Genomic DNA, 21,740 nt, shown 5'->3' with positions numbered 1-21,740 from the left:
CCACCACAGACCAACACTGAGGAGGCTCGCCCGACATGGCGAACTACACCGCCGCTGACGTGAAGAAGCTTCGCGACCTCACCGGCTCCGGCATGATGGACTGCAAGCGGGCGCTCGAGGAGACCGACGGCGACTTCGAGAAGGCCGTCGAGATCCTGCGCATCAAGGGCGCCAAGGACGTCGGCAAGCGCGCTGAGCGCGCCACCGCCGAAGGTCTGGTCACCGCCCTCGACGGCGTGCTGATCGAGATCAACTCCGAGACCGACTTCGTCGCCAAGAACGCGGAGTTCCAGGAGCTGGCCAACGCTGTCGTCGCGGCTGCCGCGAAGGCTCGTCCGGCCGACCTGGACGCACTCAAGGCTGTCGACCTGGGCGGCAAGACCGCCGATCAGGCCGTGCAGGAGCTGGCCGCCAAGATCGGCGAGAAGCTCGAGCTGCGTCGCGTCGTCTCCTACGACGGCCCGGTCGCGACCTACCTGCACAAGCGTGCCACCGATCTGCCCCCCGCCGTCGGCGTGCTGGTGCAGTACACCGGTGACAGCGAAGCCGCCGCCGAGGCTGCCCGCGCCGCCGCCATGCAGGTCGCCGCGCTCAAGGCCAAGTACGTCACCCGCGAAGAGGTCCCCGCCGACCTCGTCGAGAAGGAGCGTTCGATCGCCGAGGCGACCGCTCGCGAAGAGGGCAAGCCCGAGGCCGCCCTCCCGAAGATCACCGAAGGTCGCGTCAACGGCTTCTACAAGGACGTCGTCCTGCTGGAGCAGCCGTCGGTCACCGACAACAAGAAGACCGTGAAGCAGCTCCTGGACGAGGCCGGTGCCGTTGTCACCGCCTTCTCCCGCTTCGAGGTCGGCCAGGCGTAATTCGCCTGCCAAACCTGAAAAGGCCCCTCGCTCATCGGATTCCGATGAGCGAGGGGCCTTTGCCGTGTACCGCTGCGCTTTCGACGCGGCTCCGCTCAGCCGCCCTGCTGGTTGCAAGAATGCCCTGCGCTTTGGCACGAACTTCCGAAGGCGATGAGGAAGGGCACGAGCACCGCGTTTCCGAAGGCTTTCCAGATATCACCCAGTGGGTGGCTGTTGGAAGCCGCGGCGCTCAGTGAACTGAGCAGATCGGTGGTTCGCGGGATGGTGACCGAACCGAGGTTGATGGTTTCGCCGGATGTGTAGATGTTGTCGGCGGTGACCACCGGCGCGGCGTCCAATGGCACATCCGCGGCGGCCGACCCTGCGGCGGCCACCAGCGTGGCGGCGACCGCGAGCCCTGCGACCGCGCCTCGGATTCGAGATGTCGAATCCATATGATCAGCCGCCCTGCTGGTTGTTGCCATGGCCCGAGCCGGACTGACACAGCCCGCCGCCGCTCGCCGAGTCCGCACCGCAGACCACGGTGATGATGCCGTTGAGGATCGGGAACCAGATCGCTTGCACCGCGGAACTTCCGCTGGCAGCCGCGCTGAGTGAGCTGAAGTCGGGCAGGTTGTTGGCCTGCGCCCAGCCGCTGAAGCTGACCAGGGGCGCGCCGAGTGAACCGGCGGCGGAGCCTATGGGGCTGTCGAACGGACCACCGTCGACGCTGGTGTTGGCGGTAGTGTCGGCGGCCGGGGTAAGGGGGATATCCGCCGAGGCTTGGCCCGCGGTTGCCATCAGTCCCGCCGCGATTGTCAGGCCGGCAATGAACGCGCCGGTCCGATGTGTGAGATTCATACCCGCACATTAGCGAAATGCATATGTTTCAGACTGTGTTTCGGCAATTCCCCCGGATCATCCGACCGGGCGACTCTGTAGGGCTGTCAGCTGGTGAATGTCGTGCTTCAGCCGCAATTCGGCGATGAGGTCCGGGGTTGCTTCGCCGGACAGGAGTAGTTCGCTGAGTTCGGCGAGGTATTTCTCATGGCCGGAGGGGGTGACCAGGAAGAGCATTTTGGCGATTGCGGTGCCGGGGTTGTAGAAGGCGTGTGGGCAGCCCGCCGGGACGTGCATGAAAGCGCCTGGGCTGCCGCGGAATACGGTCATGCCGTCTTCGGCTTGCCAGGTCGTCCAGTCGCCGATGGGGTCGGCGGCGGGGTGGAAGGCCAGGAGATCCAGTTCGCCTTCGACTACGTAGAAGATCTCCTCGGCGTGGCCGTGCCAGTGGGCGCCGACGTCGAAGCCTGGTGGGACTTGGGCTTCGAAGGCGGACCAGATATCCGAGCGCTCCGCGCCGACCTTGAGGGTCATGGTGGGCTGGACCTTATCGCCCGCGCCGGGCGGCAGGAGTAGGCCGTTTCCGGCCAGCAATCCGTCGGTCATGGTGGCTCCTCAGAGTTTCCAGTCGGTGGCCTGCACCCAGTCGGCGAGGGTCATCAGGCCGGGGTGGAGGGCGCGCAAGGCGGTGACGTTGATGGCGGGGGCGGGGTGGGTATTGAACCAGGCGAACATCTTGGCCACCTGCTCGTCGAAGGCGCGCAGTTGTTCGATCGGGATCTGGACGGTGCGCGGGGTCAATCCGCTTGTCGCGGCCAAGGTTTCGGCGATCTGAACCGGTGAGAGGACGTCTCCGGCGAGACCGAGGGTGCGGCCGAGGAATTCGTCCGGCCGCTCGAAGGCGATTGCCGCGAATTCGCCGATATCGTGCACGGCGATCAGTGCCATCGGTGTTTCGGGTGCCATGGCCAGTGCCAGCGTCAGATTGTCACCGTCGCGGGCGGGTTTGTTGTAGGTCGCGAAATTATCCATGAACGACACCGGCCGCAGCACGGTGAAGGGCAGGCCGAGGGTGCGAATGTAATCCTCGATGTGCTCTTTGGCGTCGTAGTATTCGATGCCCGAGCCCGCGTCGACGCCATTGAGCGAGCTGTAGACCAGGTGTGCGACACCGGCTTTCGCGGCGAGGTCGGCGACGGTGCGCCCGTGCCGCTCTTCGGCGGCGACGGCCTCGAGGCTGATATTGACCCCGGACATCATGGTCAGCATGAGGAAGACGCCGTAGACGCCGTCCAGGGCCGCCCGCAGCGAATCCTCGTCCTCCAGATCGCCGACGACGAGCCGCGCCCCGGCCTCGCGCAGCGCGACGGCCTTGGGTGACTCCGGATCTCGGACGAAAGCCCTTACCTCCCAACCTCTTTCGAGTAGTGCTCGGGCGGCTGCCCCGCCTTGCTTGCCGGTTGCCCCGATGACCAGTACCGGTCCGTTGTGCTCGTTCACGTCGACTCCCCATGTTCTCGATCTGAGGATCACGGTAGGAACTCGCGCGCGGATCTGTCCTGGTGGCGATACTGCTACCCATAGTCTCAGCGCGGGGGAAGACGAAATGGTAAGTGGCGACGGCAATCCCGGACCGATTCCGAGCAGGCACGCCCAACTCGGCGAGTTCCTGCGCGCCCGGCGGGCCAAACTGCAACCGGGGGATGTGGGTTTGGCGCCGTACGGCGATCCGGCCCGCAGGCGCACCCCGGGTTTGCGCCGCGAGGAGGTCGCCGAACTCTCCGGTGTCGGCCTGACCTGGTACACCTGGCTGGAGCAGGGCCGCGATGTGGCGGCCAGCGCGCAGGTGATCGACGCCCTCGCGCGCACGCTGCGCCTGGATCCGGATCAGCACAGTCATCTGCGTTTCCTGGCGGGCCTGGCCGCACCCTACGACCGCACCGATGATGCCGACCGGAAACGCCTGCAGCGCTTGGTGGATGCGTCGATGCCGAATCCGGCCGTCATCTACGCCGCGGATTTCGACTATCTGGTGTGGAATAGCGCCTACACGCGGGTCCGGCACGATCCGATGGAATTGCCGCCGCGGCAACGCAATCTGCTGTGGATGATGTTCACCGATCCGGATAATCGCGACCGCATGCCGCGCTGGGAATTCGCCGCCAGGGCGGTGCTGAGTCAACTGCGCGAGGCGATGGGCCGCCGTCCCGGCGATCCCGCATTGGCCACGCTGGTCGCCGATTTGAGCGAGGCCAGTCCGGAGTTCCGCCGCTGGTGGTCGGAGTACCCGATCCGCCGTTTCCGCCCGAGCACCATTGTCGTCGAGCACGCGGAGGTGGGCGTGATCGAGTTGGAGCTCTTCCAATTACGCCCGGTGGAGAACCCGTGCCTGCTCATGGTCGTTCAGGTCCCGACCGGGGAGATCGCCGCCGCCCGGATGGCGACTCTGCTGGCCGGTGCGCGGCATTCGCCCAATGTCACGAATTCGGGCACGGTATAGAGGGTCGCCGCACCGTCGTACCCGCGCGTGGTGCAGGATAGACAGAAGTTTGTTGCCGTCCCGTGTGGTTTCATGCGCCGGGATGGTCTTTTCATGTGCGTGGTTACGCATCACCGCCGAGGACAAGGAGACCGATGACGGACCCGGATACGGCCCCAGACCGCAAGGGCTATCGCCGAGTGCTCCTCAAGCTGGGTGGCGAGATGTTCGGTGGTGGCAAGGTCGGTCTCGATCCCGATGTGGTGCAGGCGGTTGCCGAGCAGATCGCCGAGGTCGTCGAGGACGGTGTCCAGGTCGCCGTGGTCATCGGCGGCGGCAATTTCTTCCGCGGTGCGGAGTTGGAGGAGCGCGGTATGGAACGCGCCCGCTCCGATTACATGGGCATGCTCGGCACCGTGATGAACAGTCTTGCGCTGCAAGACTTTCTGCAGAAGCAGGGTATCGACACCCGCGTGCAGACCGCCATCACCATGGGTCAGGTCGCCGAACCGTATCTCCCGCTGCGCGCCAAGCGGCATCTGGAGAAGGGGCGCGTGGTGATCTTCGGTGCGGGTATGGGTATGCCGTACTTCTCCACCGACACCACCGCGGCGCAGCGTGCGCTGGAGATCGGCGCGGAGGTGGTGTTGATGGCCAAGGCCGTCGACGGTGTCTTCAACGCCGATCCGCGCGAGGATCCCAACGCGACCATGTTCACCGAGATCACCCATAAAGAGGTGCTCGAACAGGGTTTGAAGGTGGCCGACGCCACCGCGTTCAGCTTGTGCATGGACAACCAGATGCCGATGCTGGTGTTCAATTTGTTGACGAAGGGCAATATCGCCCGCGCGGTCGCCGGTGAGAAGATCGGCACGCTGGTCCGTTCGTGACCACCGAAGAACGAATGACGCTGTGGAGGAAACGCCGTGATTGAAGAAGCGCTCTTCGACGCCGAGGAAAAGATGGAGAAGGCCGTCTCGGTGGCGAAAGACGACCTGGGTGCCATTCGGACCGGTCGCGCGAATGCGGGCATGTTCTCCCGGATCGTTGTCGACTACTACGGGTCGCCCACACCCATCACCCAGATCTCCGGCATCACCGTGCCGGAGCCGCGCATGGTGATCATCAAGCCGTATGAGCAGTCGCAGTTGGGTGCCATCGAAACCGCGATTCGCAACTCGGATCTGGGTGTGAACCCGACCAATAACGGCGACATCATCCGGGTGTCCATCCCGCAGCTCACCGAGGAGCGGCGCCGGGAGATGGGTAAGCAGGCGCGGTCCAAGGGCGAGGACGCGAAGATCTCCATTCGCAATGTGCGCCGTAAGGCCATGGAAGAGCTGGGGCGCATCCAGAAGGATGGCGAGGCGGGTGAGGACGAGGTCGGTCGCGCCGAGAAGGATCTCGACAAGACCACCGCCCGGTACGTCTCGCAGATCGACGAACTGGTCAAGCACAAGGAAGCCGAGCTGCTCGAGGTCTGACGGCCTCGCGGGCGCTTCGAATCCCGGTACGGCGACTCGGCATCTGGTACGGACGGTCGGCGGCGCCGACCGGGGGTAGGGACGAACGGACGACAAGTGAGCGACAGGACAATCGTGGCCGAAGAAACTGCCGCCACCGGTGCGGTGACGCCGCCCCGCGAGGGCACCGCGGGGTCGGTGCCCGCCACACCGGGTACGCCGGGGTCCGAGTCGAGTACGGGCGGGGGAGAGCGGGACGCCGGTTCGCGGGGAGCGGCTGATCCGCAGGGCGCTGTTGCTTCCCCCACGTCATCCGATTCCCTGGGAACCGGATCCGACGCCACCGGAGTGGGTTTCGCCGCGGCTGGTTCGCAGTCGTCGTCCGGTCCGGCCGGGGCCGAGTCCGCCGCCGCCGGTTCGCCATCCGCTTCGGAGCCGCCCGCGCCCGCGTCGAAGGCGGGCCGTAATCTGCCCGCCGCCCTCGGTGTCGGCTTCGGTTTGGGCCTGTCGCTCATAGCGATTCTGCTCTTCGCCCCCAAGGTCCTGATCGGCGTTATCGCCGCGGCCGTCGCGGTCGCCACCTGGGAGGTCGCCAAGCGCCTGCGCGAGGCCGATGTCCTGGTCCCGCGCATCCCACTGCTGCTGGGCGGGCAGGCGATCATCTGGCTGGCCTGGCCGTTCGGCCCGCAGGGTGTACTCGGCGCGTTCGGCGCCACCGCCCTGACGGTGATGGTGTGGCGACTGTTCGACCACGGCCTGCGCGCGACCCCGCGAAACTATCTGCGCGACACCGCGATCAGCCTGTTCACCCTGTCCTGGATTCCGCTGCTGGCCGCCTTCGCCGTCCTCATGCTGACCGAGGACGACGGCAACCTGCGCGTCCTGACCTTCATGATCCTGGTCGTCTGCTCCGATGTCGGCGGCTATATCGCCGGTGTCCTGTTCGGCAAGCATCCCATGGTCCCGCACATCAGTCCGAAGAAGTCCTGGGAGGGCTTCGGCGGCTCCCTGGTCTTCTGCGTCATCGGCGGTCTGCTCACCGTAACGTTGCTGCTGCAAGCCAATTCGATGATCGGCGTACTGCTGGGAGTGGCCCTCGTCCTGGTGGCCACCAGCGGCGACCTCATCGAATCCCAGGTCAAGCGTGAACTCGGCATCAAAGACATGGGCACCCTCCTCCCCGGCCACGGCGGCATCATGGACCGCCTCGACTCCATGCTCCCGTCAGCCTTCGTGGCCTGGCTGGTCCTGACCGCCCTGCTCTGAATCGTCGCGTCAATTCCGGGGTTTCGACGGACCGGGGGACCGGGTGAGAGCGGCGAGGTGGTCGTCCAAGACCTCCAGCGCCCAGTCCGTCGACTTCCGCCGAGGTGTGGTCACAAGCTGAACCGCCAGCCCGTCGAAGAGCAGCCGCAGGCGGGTCGCTTCTTTTTCCGCATCCAAATGCCCCGGCAGCTCGCCCGTTCGTATGGCATGCGCGATGCGCTTCGCGAGTGGTTCGTGTAGTCGCCGGACCGCTTCTTCGGCCGCGTTCGCCAATGCCGGAACCACTGCGGCCTGAGCCATGAATGCCAGGTGGACTGTTGCCTCCTCGCGCCGTGCGGCGTCGAGTGGGAGCAATTCGAGTGCGGCGGTTCGCAGATCGGCCAGGCGCATGCCCCCGGCGGTATGGCGCCGAATGCGGTCGTCGACGCGCTCTCCCACTCGCCATAGCGCGGCGGCGATCAGCTCGTCTTTGTTCGGGAAGTAGTGCCGGATGGAGCCGATCGACCAGCCCGACTCCGTGGCGACATCGGCCAGGGTGGTGCCGGCGAGTCCGTTGCGTGCGATCACCGTGCAGGCGGCATCGGCGAGTATGCGCTGGCGCGCCTCGTGGTCCACCGTCTTCGGCATGGGTTCAATGTAGCATCGCCGTACTAGCATGATGGTGTTAGCATGGATGTGCTATTTAAATCTCATTGTGCTCGAAGGGAATTGGCCATGGTGCCGATCAAAGTTCCTGGGTTCCGCGTGCCGCGTGGCCTGCTTACCGGAACAATCGTGGCGAACGTGCTGGTATGGGGGCCCTTCGTGCTGCTGCCGGGTCAGAGCCCCATCGCCTCGCTCGTCCAGAGTGCGGTCTACCTCGGGTTGTTGGCGCTCACGTGCCACAGTCGACGGGCGAAGGTGCTGATCATCCGGACGGTGCAGCGGTACACCGTCAATCCGCTGATGCGTATGTTGCTCGCCATCGGGGTGAACCCGCTCGGACTGGCGATTCTGGAGACTCGGGGACGTCGGACCGGCGAGATTCGCCGGGTCCCGGTGGGGAACGGCCGCGAGGGGAACTCGTTCTGGATCATTGCCGAACACGGCACTCGCGCCGGATACGTCCGCAATATTCAGCAGGATCCACGCGTGCGGGTGCGGTTGCGCATCGGGCTGCGTTATCGCTGGGTGCCGGGCCTCGCCACCGTCATGCCCGATGATGATCCGCTCGCCCGGCAGCGGCGCATCATCGCCTGGCATCCATTGCGCGCGTTCAATGCGCTCAATGTGCGCGTGCTCGGCGCCGATCTACTGACCGTGCACGTTCGACTCGACCGTCGGGGCGAGGCGCTGGCCGGGTAGCGGAGTCGGCGGCCACGGCGGCATCGTGGATCGCCTGGACTCCATGTTGCCGTCCGCGTTCGTTGACCTGGCTGCTGCGCGATACCGATGCGCCGCTCGCGAGTGTGGCCCGTCGTACCGGGGCGGCTCGGAGTATGCCTTCGGCAAGGCGTTCAAACGCGAATACGGTACTGCCCCTGGGCAATACCGTAAGTCCGCGGACGATCTGCTGTTGGCGGGAGTGTGGTAGCGGTCAGCCGTGCTTCTTGGTGGCGCGGCGCAGCTGCAGAATGCGGTAGCCGCCGACGAGTGCTGTGAAGAGCGCGCCGGCGAACACCGAGAGCAGCACCAGTACGCCGATTGGCAGGTTCCAATCCCAGGCGAACAGGGTGACATGCGCCTGTTCCAGGTTCTGCAGGATGAAGATCAGTACGACGATGCCGAGCAGGGCGGCGATGACGAGGCCGACCCAGGCGTAGCCGGCGCGGGTTTTGAGGACGCCCTGGCCCTTGTTCTTGGTGTTCCCGGTATTCGGGGTCGGCTCAGACCCGGCGGTCGGTGCGGCGTCAGCGGTCATTGCTTTATCATTGCCGATTGCTATGACCGTTGCACGCATATTGCCCCTTATCGGCTATATGTCGTTTCTGCTGAGTGTTAGCCAGCGCACTGTTGCCGGTCTCACGGCGAATGTGATGAGCGCATCGCACCCCGCACGCCCGAAACGGCTGTTCGGATGGAACACTGGAAGGGCTATGACTGCCATCCCCGTGCCCCTCGTGTTCGACGCCCCCCGCCGTGGCCTGCCGCCCCGGCATCTCGCCGACCTCGATCCGCAGGAACGCAAGGCGGCCGTCGAGGAGCTCGGGCTCCCCAAGTTCCGCGCCGATCAGATCGCGCGCCAGTACTACGGTCGTCTGGTCGCCGATCCGGCCCAGATGACCGATCTGCCCGAGGCCATGCGCGCCAAGGTCGGCGAGGCGCTGTTCCCGCCGCTGCTGACCGAGGTCCGGCATGTGGTCTGCGATGACGGCAGCACCCGCAAGACGCTGTGGCGCGCGGGTGACGGCACGCTCCTGGAGAGCGTCCTGATGCGCTACACCGACCGCAATACCCTCTGCATCTCCAGCCAGGCGGGCTGCGGAATGGCCTGCCCGTTCTGCGCCACCGGCCAAGCGGGCCTGACCCGCAACCTCTCCACCGCCGAAATCGTCGACCAGGTGCGCGCCGCCGCCGCATCCCTGCGCGACGGTGAGGTCCCGGGTGGTCCGGGTCGCCTGTCGAACATCGTCTTCATGGGCATGGGTGAACCTCTCGCCAACTACAAGCGCGTGGTGAACGCGGTCCGCCGCATCACCTCGCCCGCCCCCGACGGCCTGGGCATCTCCCAGCGCAGCGTCGTGGTCTCCACCGTCGGACTGGCCCCCGCCATCCGCAAATTGGCCGACGAGAACATGTCCGTAACCCTCGCCGTCTCCCTGCACACCCCTGACGACGAACTCCGCGACACCCTGGTCCCGGTCAACAACCGCTGGTCCGTTGCCGAAGTTCTGGACGCCGCAAGGTATTACGCCGACAAATCCGGCCGCCGAGTCTCCATCGAATACGCCTTGATCCGAGACATCAACGACCAGCCCTGGCGAGCCGACATGCTGGGCCAGAAGCTCCACAAGGCCCTCGGCTCCCGAGTCCACGTGAATCTGATCCCCCTGAACCCGACCCCGGGCTCCAAATGGGACGCCTCCCCGAAACCCGTCGAGCGCGAATTCGTCCGCCGCGTGGAGGCGCAGGGCGTCCCCTGCACCGTCCGCGACACCCGAGGCCAGGAAATCGCCGCCGCCTGCGGCCAACTCGCCGCCGAAGGCTAGTCGAATACCGCTGGCTCAGCTGGGCCGACGCAGGGGTAGGCCCGCGGCTTCGTAGATGGCGTCGATGACGGTCATATTGGCGACCGCATCCTCGGGTGGGGTTTTCACCGGTTCGCCGCGTAGGACGGCGGCGGCGAAGGCTTCCAATTGGAAGGCGTAGGTGGGGCGGTGGGTGAAGCGTTGGGTGCGCTTGCCGTGGGGGGAGCGGACGGTGAGGCGGTGGGGGAGTTGGGGGCCGATGGGGTTGAGGATATGTAGTTCGCCCTGGTCGCCGATTACGCGGGCGCTGACGCGCAGGATGTCCGAGGACCACATGGAGCAGCGGATGCTGCCGGTGTGGCCGCTGGGGAAGCGCAGGTCCGCGCGCATGGCGCGATCGATGCGGGGGTCGCGGACTTTCGCCTGTGCCGCGGTGACTTCGGGGGTTTCGCCGCCGAGCACGCGCGCCATGTGGACCGCGTAGCAGCCCGCGTCCATGAGTGCGCCGCCGGCCAGGTCGTAGTTGTAGCGGATATCGGAGAACCGGGGAAGCGGGAAGCAGAAGGCGGTTTCAACGCGTTGGAGTTTGCCCAATTCTCCTGAGGCGATGATGTTTTCGGCCGCGAGGGTCAATGGGTGATAGCGGTAGTGGAATGCCTCCATCACCACGCGATCGGAATCCTTTGCCAGGTCCGCGATTTCGCGGGCTTCGGCGGCATCGGCGGTGAACGGCTTCTCACACAGCACATGCTTGCCGGCGGCGAGCGCGGCGCGAGTCCATTTGCCGTGCAAGCCATTCGGCAGCGGGATGTAGACGGCGTCGAGGTCGGGTGCGGTGACGAGTTCGTCGTAGTCGTCGTAGATCTGGGCGATACCGTGCTTGTTCGCATAAGCCTTCGCGCGGGCGGTGTTTCGGGCGGCGACCGCCGCGACCTGGACCTCCGGATTCGACTTCGCCGGGTTGATCAGAGCCGCGGGTGCGATACGCGCCGCGCCGAGGATGCCGATGCGCAGCGGTGAGATCGCGGGTTCGTTCATCAGGCCACCGTAACCGGTTATCGGTGGCCCGGGGGAGGTGGCGAGGTGCGGTGCAGTGCGATCAGCAGCCGCCACACCCGCGCGGCGACCGCATCGGCATCGGCGTCGATCAGACCGTGCAACCAGTCGGCCAGCACACCGGTGAAGGTGCCCGCCACCGCCGAGGCGATCAGATCGGCGGCGGGGGCATCGATCAGCAGCCGCTCCTGTCTGGAGCGTTCGCGCAGTTCGCGGTGGAGCAGCTCACCCAACGGCCCGGAACCGCCGGGGCGCAACAGGGTTCGGTACAGCGCGGCACTGTGTTCGATGACGCGGAAGAAATCGAGCAGAGCGCCCGGCGGCGTATCCGGATCGGGGATTCCGCGCCAGGCGTGCAGCGCCTCCACCCCATCGCGGACCACCTCCGCGCAGGCATCCACGGCGAGGGTCTCGAGATCCGGGTAATGCAGATAGAACGCCCCCCGGCTCACTCGCGCCCGCCGTACCACCGCCGATACGCTCACCTGCTCCAGCGGCCGTTCCGCGCACTCGTCGAACAGCGCCTGTCGCAGCTTGCCGCGAGTGCGTTCGGCCCGCGGGTCCCCCATAACGCTCACCCGGCGATGAGAACCGCGGCCAGCGCCAACGCGCCGGGTAGGGCCTGCGCGAAGAGAATTCGCCGATTCGCCGTGAGAGCACCGTAGACGCCCGCGATCACCACGCAGAGTGTGAAGAACACCTGCACGTCATGTCCGGCATCGCCGCCCAGGATCAAACCCCACACCAGGCCGGCCGCCAGAAATCCGTTGTAGAGCCCTTGATTCGCGGCCAGTGGTTTGGTGGCGACCGCCATCTCGGCATCGAATCCGGACAACTTCCGTCCCGGCGCCTTGTCCCACAGGAACATCTCCAACACCAGGATGTACGCGTGCAGCGCGGCCACTAGTGCGACCAGTACGACGGCAACGGTCCCCATGAGCCCTCCTCAGTTAATGAACGGTTGTCTAAATACTATAGACAGTTGTTCATAACAGCACGTAGGCGGGGCCAACCCCGTACCTCAGCCGGTGGCGGATTCCAGCAACGTGCGAATGGCGGCGGTACCGAAGGCTTGGCCGGTGGCGATTCGACCGTCCGAGGAGATTTCGATGGCGGTGGGGGTGCCGCGAACGGCGTAACGGTCGGCCACCTCCCGGTACTCCTGGACCAGGTAGCGGGTAAGGCCGTACTCCTCGGACCAGAGCGCATTGTCGGCAAGGGTGCCCGAGCCGATAACGGTGAGGTCGACGCGGCCGTCGAGTTTGGTTGTCCAGGACGCCAATTCATCGGCCAACTGGCGGCACGGGCCACAACCGTGATGCAGGAAGAGCAGGATCTGAGGATGACCGCTCGCGAGCAGATCGCGCAGGCTCGCCGGTGTTCCGAGCGCCGCGGGGAGCGTGAATCCCGGTGCGAGCGACCCGATCGGGAGTTGGCTGGGCGTCGACGCGGTGGGAACGGGGACGCCCCGCTCGCGTCGTAGTCGGCGCAGCGCCGAGCCCTGCCAGAGTTGAACTGTCACTACGGCGACAGTCACCGTTATCAGAGCGGTGCGGTCGAGGGGCAGCGGTGCGGGAAGCCGAGGGTAGCGCAACCCCACCAAATGCACTCACTATGTCGCGTGCGTGGGACATCAGCACGCCTATGAAATGGCGTGCGCCACCGGCCCGAACGGACAGCTTCTGCACTATGTCCAGGACTCCGGCCCGGACCCGACGACTTCTCGCTGTGACTATCCGGAGGTCGCGGGCTGCATGTACTAGCGGAATCAGGTGGTGACGACGAGTTTTCCTGTCGCACTGCCGGATTCCATAATCCTGTGTGCCTGCTGAATCCGGTCCATGGTGAAGACCTCGCTGATGGGCACGATCACTGTCCCGGCGGCGACGGCATCCAGGAAGTCCTGGAGAACCGCGGCGGGCAGATCACCGGCCTCGCCGCCGTAACCGGCGAGGCGGACCCCACGTGGCAGGTAGCCGATGGGATAGAAGTTCTCGACCGTCCATTGGTTCGACAGCATGCCGGTGAAGCAGACAACGCCGTGGAAACGGGTGGCGCGCAAGGTATCCGGGAGAGTCGGGGTGCCGACGAGTTCGAGCGCCACATCCACACCGCCATCGATGATCGCGCGGGCGGCGGGCGCCACCTCGCCCTTGTCCAGCAGGACGTGGTCGACCCCGATGCTATGCAGCGCCTCGGTCTTGTCCGGATTGCGTGTGGTGGCCAGCACGGTCATACCGCGCTGTTTGGCCAGCACCGTGGTGCACATGCCGATGGAGGAGGTGCCGCCGCGAATCAGAATCGACTGACCGGGCTGGGCGTCCAGGCCGACGGTGAGTGAGCCGTAGGAGGTCTGCAGCATCTCCGGGATCGCGCCGAGGGTGGCCCAGGGCAGTTCGCTCCGGAACGGAATCACCTGTCCCGCGGGCACACACGTGTACTCGGCATAGCCGCCGTCGAAGGTGCGGCCCATACCGCCCATGAGCGTGGCGACCTGCTGTCCGGGCTCGAACTCGCCGCCGGGGCACGCCTCGACGATGCCCGCGGCCTCGATGCCGAGTACGCGCGGAAAGACCACGCCCTCGGCCAATCCCAGCCGGGTGTGCAGTTCGGAGCGGTTGATACCGAACGCCTTCACCCGTATCAGTACCTGTCCGGGTGCGGGTACGGGAATCGGAAGATCACGAATTCGCAGGGCCTCGGGAGGCCCCGGCGCATCGAGAACGACGGCACGCATGGTCTCGGCCATTCCACACCTTTCGATCTTGGTCGGATGCGAACAGTATGGACCGCGCCCCGCGGTCGAGAGGAGCGGATGGGTCGCCCGGGTCACATATCCGCACGGTCAGTGACTTCCGCTATCAATACGCTTTCTTAGCTACCTATCAGTAACTTATTCCTGGACACTTGACTAGGGAGCTTTGAAAGGCCCTGAAACCGAATTCCCGTCAGTGTTCGAGCAAGGAAAGCAAACGAAGTGATGAAGTTCAGCAAGGTTGCCGCAACATCGGCCATGGTTATCGCGGCTCTCGGCATCACTGCCGGAACCGTTCACGCAGCTCCCGCTCCCGCTCTTCCCGCGGTTCCCGACATTGTCGGCGGCCTCAACCAGGCGGTCGACGGCCTGGTCCCGTCCATTCACTGGAATGCCGCCATCGAAGGCGATTCGGTCGTGCTGACCACCGATGCCGGTGTCATGACCACCGAGGATGACCAGTTCCAGCTGCTCGACAACAAGGGCGGTCTGGTTACCGCGTTCCCGCTCGGGTTCGTCAAGGACGGCATGCAGTACCCGATCCACGCCGCCATCGACGGCCTGCGCGCCGTGCTGACCCCGGATGTGAATCCGGCCGCCGCCCGCCCCGCCGATCTGCCGGTGCATCAGGTCGTGCAGCAGAAGGCATTCGACGATGCGGTATCGGCCGCGGGCTCGCAGTTCGGTGTCATCACCGCCGTCGGCACCCTGGTCGGCACCCTCGTGGGCGGCATCGGCGGTTGCGCGCTGGGCGCGTTCCTCGGCACCCCGGTACTGCTGCCGGGTTGGATCGGCGGCTGCTTCACCGGCGCGCTGATCGGTATCCCGCTGGGTGCCGCCGCTGGCCTGGTGCTGACCGGCGTTCCGGCCGCGATCATCGTGGGCATCGGGTTCTTCCAGCGCATCAACGATCCCGCGAACCAGTAGTAGAACCGCTCTGAACCACTAGGGGCCCGTACCGATCCAAGGATTGGTACGGGCCCTAGTCATGTACTGGAAGTTTGCTTAAACCGGCCTGAAAAGACCGTTTGAACATGAACTGTAACCGAAACGTGCTTGACGACCCATCGTTGCCATAGTTCGGCAACATCACGGCAACACATTGAAACGATGCTTCTTCTCAGGTGCTCGACGAGGACCTGCTCCCCAAGACAGGGGTCCCGCCCGCTGCAGAAAGCGACGAGAAGTCATGCGTTTCAAGAAGTTCGCCGCCACCTCGGCCCTGGCCATCGCGGCCCTCGGTATCACCGCCGGCACCAGCTATGCCGCCCCCGCCGACGCCCCGGAGGCCTCGGCCATCCACTACGACGCCAAGATCGAAGGCGCGTCCGTGGTTCTGAAGACCGATATCGGCTCCCTGACCACCCAGGGTGATCAGTTCCAGGTGCGCGATCCGCAGGGCGGTCTGGTCACGGCCTTCCCGCTGAACTTCATCAAGGACGGTCTGGCCTTCCCGATCGCGGCCCAGATCGACGGCAATACCGCCACGCTCACCCCGAATATGGATCCGGCCGCCGCTCACCCGGCCGATCTGCCGCTGCAGAATGTGGCCAGCCAGGCCGATCAGGACGCCGCCTTCTCGGCCGCCTCCTCGCAGTTCGGTGTCATCACCGCCATCGGCACCATGGTCGGCACCCTCATCGGTGGTATCGGCGGCTGCGCCATCGGCGCGTTCCTCGGCACCCCGGTGCTGCTGCCCGGTTGGATCGGCGGCTGCATGGCGGGCGCCCTGGTCGGTATCCCGCTGGGTGCCGCCGCTGGCCTGGTGCTGACCGGTGTTCCGGCCGCCATCGGCGTCGGTATCGGCTTCTTCAGCCGCATCTCGCAGCCGTGATAACCCTCGCCACAACAGATATCTTCGCGCCGTGATCGGCTGCGCTGCAACAGATATCTCCGCGCCGTGATCAGTTGCGCTGCAACAGACTTCGGGCCGGATCGCGTACTGCGATCCGGCCCGAAGTCGCTGCGGATGTCCGGAGACTAGGACTGCGCGCACACACCGTTGAGGATGATGGTGGCGTTGCCGATGCTCGCCGCATCGCCGTTCTTCAGCGCGTCGGCGTACTGCGCGATGGCGGTGCGCTCCTGGCCGCCGGCATCGATGGCCAGCAGCTGGTCGGCCACGCGGACCTCCAGGTCGTGGTCGGGACCGAGGGCCGTGACGCCGCCCAGCACATCGGCGACCTGAGCGCAGGCGGGGGACTGGGCGGTCGCGGTGCCGGCGGGCAGCACCAGCAGGGCGCCGACGGCCGACGCGGCCAGCAGGGTGGAGGGCAGGATCTTGCGCATACGTTTACTCCCGGAAACTCGTTGGCGGGTTTGCCGAATCGAGTTTGCCTGATGTTCAAGAGGAAACGACCACGGCCCCGCGAAAAACTTTGCGAGGCCGGGTATTAGCGCAGGTGAGAACCTAGCGAGGCTTCTTGTGCAGCAGCGAGTCGCGAATCAGGATGCCCGCGAGTCCGACCGCGAAGACGATCAGGAAGATGTATCCGGTGTGACCGCTGCCCGACGAGGCGCCCTGCGGGCCCTCGAAGAGCATGCCGAGCAGGATGAGGACGACGACCCAGCCGGCGGTGCGGAAGGTACGGCGCGACTCGCCACTCCAGCCCCACGCTGCCGACGGAACCTCGGCGGTGTCGACCTTGGTGACGACATCGGCGCTGTGGACGGATTCCAGTTCCGTGGCGGCCACTTTCGCTCCTTATAGGCTCGAATCGAATACTCGCCCATATCGTGGCATACGACCCAGCGTCGTAGCCAGCAGGGTGACGGCAGGGCGGCATGTCACCGCACCCACCGCCCGGACAGGGGTGGCGACAGCGGATTACGGACAAGGGAGAATGAGCGGGTGTCCGACGTTGTGAAGGTTCTGCTGCTGGGCAGCACGGGTTCGATCGGTACCCAGGCGCTGGAGGTGATCGCCGCCAATCCCGACCGGTTCGAGGTGGTGGGATTGGCCGCTCGGGGCGGTAATACCGAGTTGCTGGCGCAGCAGATCGCGGCCACGGGGACTCGGAACGTGGCGGTCGCGGATGCGGCCGCGGCGGCGAAACTCGGTGTGGCGCTGGCGGGTCCGGATGCGGCGACCGAGTTGGTGCGGCGCACCGATGCCGATGTGGTGCTGAACGCACTGGTCGGTTCGCTCGGGTTGGCGCCGACCCTGGAGACGCTGCACTCCGGCCGCAGGCTCGCGCTCGCCAATAAGGAATCGCTGGTCGCGGGCGGCTCGCTGGTGACCCGCGCCGCCAAGCCCGGCCAGATCGTGCCGGTCGACTCCGAGCATTCGGCGCTGGCACAGTGCCTGCGTGGCGGTCGCGCCGAAGAGGTGCGGGCCCTGGTGCTCACCGCCTCGGGCGGGCCCTTCCGCGGCTGGACCTCGGAGATGCTCGAATCGGTGAATCCGGCCGAGGCCAAGACGCATCCGACCTGGTCCATGGGTCCGATGAATACGCTGAACTCGGCGTCGCTGGTGAACAAGGGCCTCGAGTTGATCGAGACGCATCTGCTGTTCGGCGTCCCCTACGACCGCATCGAAGTGACCGTGCACCCGCAGTCGATCGTGCACTCCATGGTCACCTTCTACGACGGTTCGACCCTGGCTCAGGCCAGTCCGCCGGATATGAAACTGCCCATCGCACTGGCCCTGGGCTGGCCGGACCGGGTGCCCGGCGCTGCCACCGCCTGTGCTTGGAACACCGCCTCGACCTGGACTTTCGAACCCGTCGACAACGAGGTCTTCCCGGCCATCGACCTGGCGCGGCAGGCCGGTATGGCGGGCGGCTGCGTGACCGCGGTCTACAACGCCGCCAATGAGATCGCCGTGCAGGCCTTCCTGGACGGCCACATCCGCTTCCCCGAAATCGTGCGCACCGTCGCGCGGGTCGTGGAGTCCGCCGACCGCTGGACGGCCGAACCCAGTACCTTGGACGAGGTGCTCGCGGCCGATACGTGGGCGCGAGAGACCGCGCGCACGATCGTGCGCGGCTGACTGCAGGAGGGTTCGATACCGCATGGTCTACGCGATCGGCTTCGCACTGTTCGCCCTCGGTATCACCGTGTCGGTCGCGCTGCACGAGTGCGGCCACATGTGGGCGGCGCAGGCGACCGGCATGAAGGTGCGCCGCTACTTCATCGGCTTCGGCCCGAAGGTGTGGTCCACCACGCGCGGTGAGACCGAATACGGTGTGAAGGCGCTGCCGCTGGGCGGTTTCTGCGATATCGCGGGTATGACCGCCCTGGACGAACTCGATCCCGTGGATCTGGACCGGGCGATGTACCGGCAGAAGACCTGGAAGCGGCTGGTCGTCATGTCCGGCGGCATCCTGATGAACTTCTTCCTCGGCTTCCTGCTCATCATGCTGCTCGCGGTGGTGTGGGGACTGCCGCGCTTCGATCAGCCGCCCGCCACCCAGCTCGGCTCGATGAGCTGTGTGAAGGCGCAGAACCCCGATCAGACGTACGGCCCGTGCACCGGTGACGGCCCCGCCCAGCGCGCGGGCCTGCGGCGCGGTGATCTGGTGACCGCGGTCAACGGCACACCGGTCAAGACCTGGGAGGACTTCACCTCGCAGACGCAGAAGCAGACCGGCACCTTCACGTACACCATCAAGCGCGACGGCCAGACCCTCACCATCCCGGTCACGCCCGAGCAGTCGGTGGTCTACCCGGTGAAGGATGGTGCGCCCAAGACGGTCGGCAAGATCGGCGTCGGCCAGGACCAGTACCTGCCCGTCAAGCACGATTTCCTCGCCGCCATTCCGGCCTCGGCCGCGTTCACCGGTCAAATCGGTGTCCGCACGGTGCAATCGCTGGCGCAGATGCCCGCCAAGGTCGTCGATCTGTGGCATGCGGTGACCGGCGGCGAGCGCGATCCGGAGACCCCGGTCTCGGTCTACGGCGCCAGCAAGATCGGTGGCGAGACCGCCGAGCACGGCCTGTGGTCCCTGTTCGTCTTGACCCTGGCGAGCCTGAACTTCTTCCTCGGCGCGTTCAACCTGCTGCCGCTGCTGCCTTTGGACGGCGGGCATATGGCCGTGGTCATCTACGAGAAGATCCGCAATGTGCTGCGCGGCCGCAAGGGTCTGCCGGACGGCCCGCCGGTCGATTATCTGAAGCTCCTCCCGGCAACCTACGTGGTCGTGGTGCTCGGCGGTTCATACATGGTTCTGACCCTCGTCGCGGACATCGTGAACCCGGTCAAGCTCTTCCCCTGACGGATCGTGCCGATACTCCGGTGGCCGAAGCGTGTTGTCGGTCGCCGTGGGTAAGGTTGCTCCGGGGCAGCCGTTGAGCTCGGGGTGGGGATAGCTGTCACCGAACTACCTGGCGCAGTGGATGTCTCGACATTTTCTGGGCGAGAGAGAACGGTGTTGCGTCGTGGAGTTGACGCGTGGAGCGAACGCGCCGGTGGGTTCGGCCGCGGTATCGCTGGTGCTGGAGTGGGGCGCGGGCCGCGAGGTGGATCCGCAGGCGCTACTCCTCGCCGCGAGCGGAAAGATCAGGGGCAATGACGATTTCGTCTTCTTCAACGCGCCCCGCCATCCCTCCGGTGCGGTGGTGCTGGAGGACTCCGGCTTCGGCCGGGCCACCCTGCACCTGGCGCTGACGGCCATCGAACCCGGTGTCGATAAGGTAGTCATCGCGGGATCCGTTGAGCAGGGCTCATTTCGGGACGTCGACAATCTGACCCTGACCGTGCGCGATACCGGCGGAGTCCTGCTCCGCTACCCGCTGCAGCGCTCCGACGCCGTGACCGCCATGGTGCTGGGCGAGTTCTACCGCCGCAACGGGGATTGGAAATTCCGCGCCGTAGGCCAGGGCTGGGCCAGTGGATTACGCGGCCTCGCAGAGGAATTCGGCGTCGAGGTCGACGACGAGCAGACAGCGCCGCCCGTCGAATCGACTCCGCCGTCAATCGCGACTTCACCGGCTCCGCCTCCGGCATCGGCGGCCGTTCCGGCTCCGTCGCTGTCAGCCTCAGCTGTTCCCGCATCACCGGCAACCTCCGACATTCCCGTCGGATGGTATTCCGCCCCAGGCGATTCCACGCGGCTGCGCTGGTGGAGTGGCTCGGTGTGGACCGAGGATTACCGGCAGTCGTTCCCCGCGAACGATCCGGCCACCTGTCCGCGCTGCGGCCGTCCCAAGCATGTGCCGCGCTTCGGCGGCCCCGGTGCCTGCCGCTGGTGTGAGTCCGAGGTCAACGGTCTGCTGGACGCGTGGCGTGGGCAGGTGTGGCAGGTACTGACCTCCGGCGGCCCGCACGGCCCGGCGTGGGATGAGGTGTGGGGGCAGCTGCGCTTTCACATGATCAGCGACGCCACCGGTCGCGAAGCGCTGCGCCCGCTGGCGGTCGCCCATCTCGAGCGGGTGGTGGCCTTCGCCTTCGCGGACGGCGAGATCGACGAGAGCGAACTGGCCGACTTCGACCGCACCGTCGCCATCCTGCGGGCCGTCACCGATCTGTCCCAGGCCGCCCAGCACCTCGAGGGCTTGCGTCAGCGGATGCTGCGCGGCCGGGCCCTGACACAGGTCAAGGTCGGCGATCTGCCCCTGATCGAGCGTCCCGGCCTACACCTGGAGGCCGATGAACTGCTCTATCTGGATGTGAACGCCACCCAGATCCGCTATCTCGCCAACGGCCCCAAACAGACTCCCGGCCGGCTGATCGCCAGCAGTAAGAAGCTCCGCTTCGTCGGCGATACCGCGGGCACCGAGCTGACCTGGGCGAAAATGGTCGCCATTCGCCACGAGTACGACACCGTCGTCATCCAGGCCACCACCGCTCGCGGCGGCGGCAGCTACCGCGTCCCCGACGCAGAATACGTCGCCGCCATCCTCGAGGGTGCCCTCCGCGTGGCAAAACGCCTCGTCCTGGCCCCCGGCCAGCGTGATTCTCGCGCCGTCCCGCAGGACGTCAAGGCCCGTGTCTGGCAGCGCGACGGCGGCAAATGCCAACAGTGTGGCGACAACCGCTATCTGGAGTTCGACCACGTCATCCCCTGGAGTCAGGGTGGCGCGACCAGCGTCGACAATCTGCAGATCCTCTGCCGCAAATGCAATCAGCAGAAGGGAGCCCGCATCTGAGCCGGGTGTGGGGGCGGTCTCAGGCCGCCAGTTCGGCGAGGAGTCGGCGGCAGAGGCGGTCGGCTCGGCGGGTGGTTTCGGGTTGCCGGTATTCGGGGGTGAGTGAAAGCACCTGGGCGGTGGCGGTTTCGATATCGATGAGGTGGCCGATCGAGACGAAGACCGGCTTGACGTTGCTGCGGGTTCGCAGAGCTCGGCCTACCGCTTCGCCGTCGATGGTGATCTCGCTGCGGGAGCCGCGTTCCGCATCGGGCATCGTGTAGTCGCCCCAGGCGTTCTTGGCCACGCCCAGGGTCGGGATTCCGGTCAGCAGACCCACATGGCAGGCGAAGCCGAAGCGGCGGGGATGGGCCAGGCCCTGGCTATCGCAGATGATGAGATCCGGTGTGGTGGTGAGGTTTTCGAAGGCCGTCAGGGTGGTGGGCAGTTCTCGGAAGGCCAGCAGGCCGGGGACGTACGGGAAGTCGGTGGTGCCCCGGGCGGTCGCGGTGTCGACCGTTTCGAGGGTTTCGGCGTCCAGCACCACTATGGCCGCGACCACATTCCCGTCATCGTCATAGGCCGAATCCAGTCCGGCGATCGTGTGGAAACGCGGCGGAGCCGGATTGCTGGAGATAATCTGGGTGCGCAGTCGATCCTGAAGTGCCACGGCCTCTTCCGGTGTGCGGGGCCAGGGATCGAGGTTCGCTACCTTCACATCTCGAAACGTATACCTTCGCGCCGTCCGCAACGAATACAAAGCGTAGGCCCCGGCCGATTCCGGGCCGCTGCCCGGGCGCGGGT

Annotated in this window: 26 protein-coding genes; 12 read left to right on the top strand and 14 right to left on the bottom strand. The window is 66.1% G+C overall.

Going from position 1 to position 21,740, the window contains the following annotated elements:
* Positions 1-35 precede the first annotated feature (35 nt).
* Positions 36-860 carry a translation elongation factor Ts gene (tsf, locus tag OHB26_RS00800; protein WP_330182321.1) on the top strand — a complete coding sequence of 275 codons (825 nt, stop codon included), beginning with the start codon at positions 36-38 and terminating at the stop codon, positions 858-860.
* Positions 861-955: 95 nt separating this feature from the next.
* On the opposite strand, the gene OHB26_RS00795 is transcribed toward tsf, so the two are convergent.
* From OHB26_RS00795 to OHB26_RS00780, 4 genes are read right to left on the bottom strand one after another with little or no spacing between them, the layout of a single operon-like run.
* On the bottom strand, positions 956-1,297 hold the full coding sequence (locus OHB26_RS00795) for a hypothetical protein (RefSeq protein WP_330182320.1): 342 nt from the start codon (positions 1,295-1,297) through the stop codon (positions 956-958).
* Positions 1,298-1,301: 4 nt separating this feature from the next.
* Entirely contained in the window at positions 1,302-1,703 is a 402-nt protein-coding gene (locus OHB26_RS00790; protein ID WP_330182319.1) for a hypothetical protein, read from the bottom strand.
* 57 nt (positions 1,704-1,760) lie between these two features.
* Positions 1,761-2,288, bottom strand: coding sequence for a cupin domain-containing protein (locus tag OHB26_RS00785; protein ID WP_330182318.1), 528 nt, complete (start codon positions 2,286-2,288; stop codon positions 1,761-1,763).
* 9 nt (positions 2,289-2,297) lie between these two features.
* Positions 2,298-3,182 carry an NmrA/HSCARG family protein gene (locus OHB26_RS00780; RefSeq protein ID WP_330182317.1) on the bottom strand — a complete coding sequence of 295 codons (885 nt, stop codon included), beginning with the start codon at positions 3,180-3,182 and terminating at the stop codon, positions 2,298-2,300.
* A gap of 106 nt (positions 3,183-3,288) precedes the next feature.
* Between OHB26_RS00780 and OHB26_RS00775 the strand changes: the two genes are divergently transcribed.
* The 4 genes from OHB26_RS00775 to OHB26_RS00760 all read left to right on the top strand — a co-directional run bounded on the left by OHB26_RS00775 (position 3,289) and on the right by OHB26_RS00760 (position 6,890).
* Positions 3,289-4,182 carry a helix-turn-helix transcriptional regulator gene (locus OHB26_RS00775; protein WP_330182316.1) on the top strand — a complete coding sequence of 298 codons (894 nt, stop codon included), beginning with the start codon at positions 3,289-3,291 and terminating at the stop codon, positions 4,180-4,182.
* A gap of 134 nt (positions 4,183-4,316) precedes the next feature.
* Positions 4,317-5,051: a UMP kinase gene (gene pyrH / locus OHB26_RS00770; protein ID WP_067567919.1), complete on the top strand. Its 735-nt coding sequence runs from the start codon at positions 4,317-4,319 to the stop codon at positions 5,049-5,051.
* 36 nt (positions 5,052-5,087) lie between these two features.
* Positions 5,088-5,645, top strand: a complete 558-nt coding sequence (gene frr, locus OHB26_RS00765) for a ribosome recycling factor (protein ID WP_330182315.1) — start codon at positions 5,088-5,090, stop codon at positions 5,643-5,645.
* Between the two features lie 327 nt (positions 5,646-5,972).
* A complete protein-coding gene (locus tag OHB26_RS00760; RefSeq protein ID WP_330185442.1) occupies positions 5,973-6,890 on the top strand; it encodes a phosphatidate cytidylyltransferase in 918 nt (305 codons plus the stop codon).
* Positions 6,891-6,899: 9 nt separating this feature from the next.
* Here OHB26_RS00760 and OHB26_RS00755 read toward each other — a convergent pair whose 3' ends face one another.
* On the bottom strand, positions 6,900-7,517 hold the full coding sequence (locus OHB26_RS00755; RefSeq protein ID WP_330182314.1) for a TetR/AcrR family transcriptional regulator: 618 nt from the start codon (positions 7,515-7,517) through the stop codon (positions 6,900-6,902).
* Between the two features lie 147 nt (positions 7,518-7,664).
* On the opposite strand from OHB26_RS00755, the gene OHB26_RS00750 reads away from it, so the two are divergent.
* Positions 7,665-8,234 carry a nitroreductase/quinone reductase family protein gene (locus tag OHB26_RS00750; RefSeq protein WP_330182313.1) on the top strand — a complete coding sequence of 190 codons (570 nt, stop codon included), beginning with the start codon at positions 7,665-7,667 and terminating at the stop codon, positions 8,232-8,234.
* 232 nt (positions 8,235-8,466) lie between these two features.
* On the opposite strand, the gene OHB26_RS00745 is transcribed toward OHB26_RS00750, so the two are convergent.
* A complete protein-coding gene (locus OHB26_RS00745) occupies positions 8,467-8,790 on the bottom strand; it encodes a LapA family protein (RefSeq protein WP_330182312.1) in 324 nt (107 codons plus the stop codon).
* Between the two features lie 175 nt (positions 8,791-8,965).
* On the opposite strand from OHB26_RS00745, the gene rlmN reads away from it, so the two are divergent.
* The gene (gene rlmN, locus OHB26_RS00740; RefSeq protein WP_330182311.1) at positions 8,966-10,078 is read left to right on the top strand and encodes a 23S rRNA (adenine(2503)-C(2))-methyltransferase RlmN; all 1,113 of its coding nucleotides are present in this window, start codon (positions 8,966-8,968) and stop codon (positions 10,076-10,078) included.
* A gap of 15 nt (positions 10,079-10,093) precedes the next feature.
* On the opposite strand, the gene OHB26_RS00735 is transcribed toward rlmN, so the two are convergent.
* The 5 genes from OHB26_RS00735 to OHB26_RS00715 form a co-directional block, all read right to left on the bottom strand.
* Positions 10,094-11,095, bottom strand: coding sequence for a Gfo/Idh/MocA family protein (locus OHB26_RS00735; protein ID WP_330182310.1), 1,002 nt, complete (start codon positions 11,093-11,095; stop codon positions 10,094-10,096).
* Positions 11,096-11,112: 17 nt separating this feature from the next.
* Positions 11,113-11,682: a TetR/AcrR family transcriptional regulator gene (locus OHB26_RS00730; RefSeq protein ID WP_330185441.1), complete on the bottom strand. Its 570-nt coding sequence runs from the start codon at positions 11,680-11,682 to the stop codon at positions 11,113-11,115.
* A gap of 5 nt (positions 11,683-11,687) precedes the next feature.
* Positions 11,688-12,050, bottom strand: a complete 363-nt coding sequence (locus OHB26_RS00725; RefSeq protein ID WP_330182309.1) for a DUF1304 domain-containing protein — start codon at positions 12,048-12,050, stop codon at positions 11,688-11,690.
* Between the two features lie 84 nt (positions 12,051-12,134).
* The gene (locus OHB26_RS00720; RefSeq protein WP_330182308.1) at positions 12,135-12,635 is read right to left on the bottom strand and encodes a peroxiredoxin family protein; all 501 of its coding nucleotides are present in this window, start codon (positions 12,633-12,635) and stop codon (positions 12,135-12,137) included.
* 246 nt (positions 12,636-12,881) lie between these two features.
* The gene (locus tag OHB26_RS00715; protein ID WP_330182307.1) at positions 12,882-13,862 is read right to left on the bottom strand and encodes a zinc-binding alcohol dehydrogenase family protein; all 981 of its coding nucleotides are present in this window, start codon (positions 13,860-13,862) and stop codon (positions 12,882-12,884) included.
* A gap of 231 nt (positions 13,863-14,093) precedes the next feature.
* Here OHB26_RS00715 and OHB26_RS00710 point away from each other — a divergent pair, with 231 nt between their 5' ends.
* The gene (locus OHB26_RS00710; protein WP_330182306.1) at positions 14,094-14,795 is read left to right on the top strand and encodes a hypothetical protein; all 702 of its coding nucleotides are present in this window, start codon (positions 14,094-14,096) and stop codon (positions 14,793-14,795) included.
* 262 nt (positions 14,796-15,057) lie between these two features.
* On the top strand, positions 15,058-15,702 hold the full coding sequence (locus OHB26_RS00705; RefSeq protein ID WP_330182305.1) for a hypothetical protein: 645 nt from the start codon (positions 15,058-15,060) through the stop codon (positions 15,700-15,702).
* Between the two features lie 146 nt (positions 15,703-15,848).
* Here OHB26_RS00705 and OHB26_RS00700 read toward each other — a convergent pair whose 3' ends face one another.
* A complete protein-coding gene (locus OHB26_RS00700) occupies positions 15,849-16,157 on the bottom strand; it encodes a hypothetical protein (RefSeq protein WP_330182304.1) in 309 nt (102 codons plus the stop codon).
* 121 nt (positions 16,158-16,278) lie between these two features.
* On the bottom strand, positions 16,279-16,563 hold the full coding sequence (locus OHB26_RS00695) for a DUF2631 domain-containing protein (RefSeq protein WP_330182303.1): 285 nt from the start codon (positions 16,561-16,563) through the stop codon (positions 16,279-16,281).
* Between the two features lie 156 nt (positions 16,564-16,719).
* Between OHB26_RS00695 and dxr the strand changes: the two genes are divergently transcribed.
* The 3 genes from dxr to OHB26_RS00680 all read left to right on the top strand — a co-directional run bounded on the left by dxr (position 16,720) and on the right by OHB26_RS00680 (position 20,957).
* A complete protein-coding gene (dxr, locus tag OHB26_RS00690) occupies positions 16,720-17,859 on the top strand; it encodes a 1-deoxy-D-xylulose-5-phosphate reductoisomerase (RefSeq protein WP_330182302.1) in 1,140 nt (379 codons plus the stop codon).
* 22 nt (positions 17,860-17,881) lie between these two features.
* Positions 17,882-19,084 carry a M50 family metallopeptidase gene (locus OHB26_RS00685; protein WP_330182301.1) on the top strand — a complete coding sequence of 401 codons (1,203 nt, stop codon included), beginning with the start codon at positions 17,882-17,884 and terminating at the stop codon, positions 19,082-19,084.
* A 163-nt stretch (positions 19,085-19,247) separates the two neighbouring features.
* Positions 19,248-20,957, top strand: a complete 1,710-nt coding sequence (locus OHB26_RS00680) for a TerD family protein (RefSeq protein ID WP_330182300.1) — start codon at positions 19,248-19,250, stop codon at positions 20,955-20,957.
* A gap of 19 nt (positions 20,958-20,976) precedes the next feature.
* Here OHB26_RS00680 and OHB26_RS00675 read toward each other — a convergent pair whose 3' ends face one another.
* Positions 20,977-21,654 (bottom strand): endonuclease V, encoded by a 678-nt coding sequence (locus OHB26_RS00675; protein ID WP_330182299.1) that lies wholly within the window; start codon positions 21,652-21,654, stop codon positions 20,977-20,979.
* Positions 21,655-21,740 lie beyond the last annotated feature (86 nt).

The sequence above is a fragment of the Nocardia sp. NBC_01503 genome (genome assembly GCF_036327755.1).
In the GTDB taxonomy this organism is placed as follows: domain Bacteria; phylum Actinomycetota; class Actinomycetes; order Mycobacteriales; family Mycobacteriaceae; genus Nocardia.
The sequence above is the reverse complement of the archived record's forward strand: the minus strand, read 5'-3'. Positions and strand labels throughout refer to the sequence as shown.

Coding starts and splice junctions, on each gene's coding strand:
- OHB26_RS00785 (WP_330182318.1), bottom strand. CDS start 2,288: ATGACCGACGGATTGCTGGCCGGAAACGGCCTACTCCTGCCGCCCGGC.
- OHB26_RS00705 (WP_330182305.1), top strand. CDS start 15,058: ATGCGTTTCAAGAAGTTCGCCGCCACCTCGGCCCTGGCCATCGCGGCC.
- OHB26_RS00725 (WP_330182309.1), bottom strand. CDS start 12,050: ATGGGGACCGTTGCCGTCGTACTGGTCGCACTAGTGGCCGCGCTGCAC.
- OHB26_RS00795 (WP_330182320.1), bottom strand. CDS start 1,297: ATGGATTCGACATCTCGAATCCGAGGCGCGGTCGCAGGGCTCGCGGTC.
- OHB26_RS00745 (WP_330182312.1), bottom strand. CDS start 8,790: ATGACCGCTGACGCCGCACCGACCGCCGGGTCTGAGCCGACCCCGAAT.
- OHB26_RS00775 (WP_330182316.1), top strand. CDS start 3,289: ATGGTAAGTGGCGACGGCAATCCCGGACCGATTCCGAGCAGGCACGCC.
- OHB26_RS00685 (WP_330182301.1), top strand. CDS start 17,882: ATGGTCTACGCGATCGGCTTCGCACTGTTCGCCCTCGGTATCACCGTG.
- tsf (WP_330182321.1), top strand. CDS start 36: ATGGCGAACTACACCGCCGCTGACGTGAAGAAGCTTCGCGACCTCACC.
- OHB26_RS00730 (WP_330185441.1), bottom strand. CDS start 11,682: ATGGGGGACCCGCGGGCCGAACGCACTCGCGGCAAGCTGCGACAGGCG.
- OHB26_RS00735 (WP_330182310.1), bottom strand. CDS start 11,095: ATGAACGAACCCGCGATCTCACCGCTGCGCATCGGCATCCTCGGCGCG.
- rlmN (WP_330182311.1), top strand. CDS start 8,966: ATGACTGCCATCCCCGTGCCCCTCGTGTTCGACGCCCCCCGCCGTGGC.
- OHB26_RS00790 (WP_330182319.1), bottom strand. CDS start 1,703: ATGAATCTCACACATCGGACCGGCGCGTTCATTGCCGGCCTGACAATC.
- OHB26_RS00755 (WP_330182314.1), bottom strand. CDS start 7,517: ATGCCGAAGACGGTGGACCACGAGGCGCGCCAGCGCATACTCGCCGAT.
- OHB26_RS00700 (WP_330182304.1), bottom strand. CDS start 16,157: ATGCGCAAGATCCTGCCCTCCACCCTGCTGGCCGCGTCGGCCGTCGGC.
- pyrH (WP_067567919.1), top strand. CDS start 4,317: ATGACGGACCCGGATACGGCCCCAGACCGCAAGGGCTATCGCCGAGTG.
- OHB26_RS00715 (WP_330182307.1), bottom strand. CDS start 13,862: ATGGCCGAGACCATGCGTGCCGTCGTTCTCGATGCGCCGGGGCCTCCC.
- OHB26_RS00710 (WP_330182306.1), top strand. CDS start 14,094: ATGAAGTTCAGCAAGGTTGCCGCAACATCGGCCATGGTTATCGCGGCT.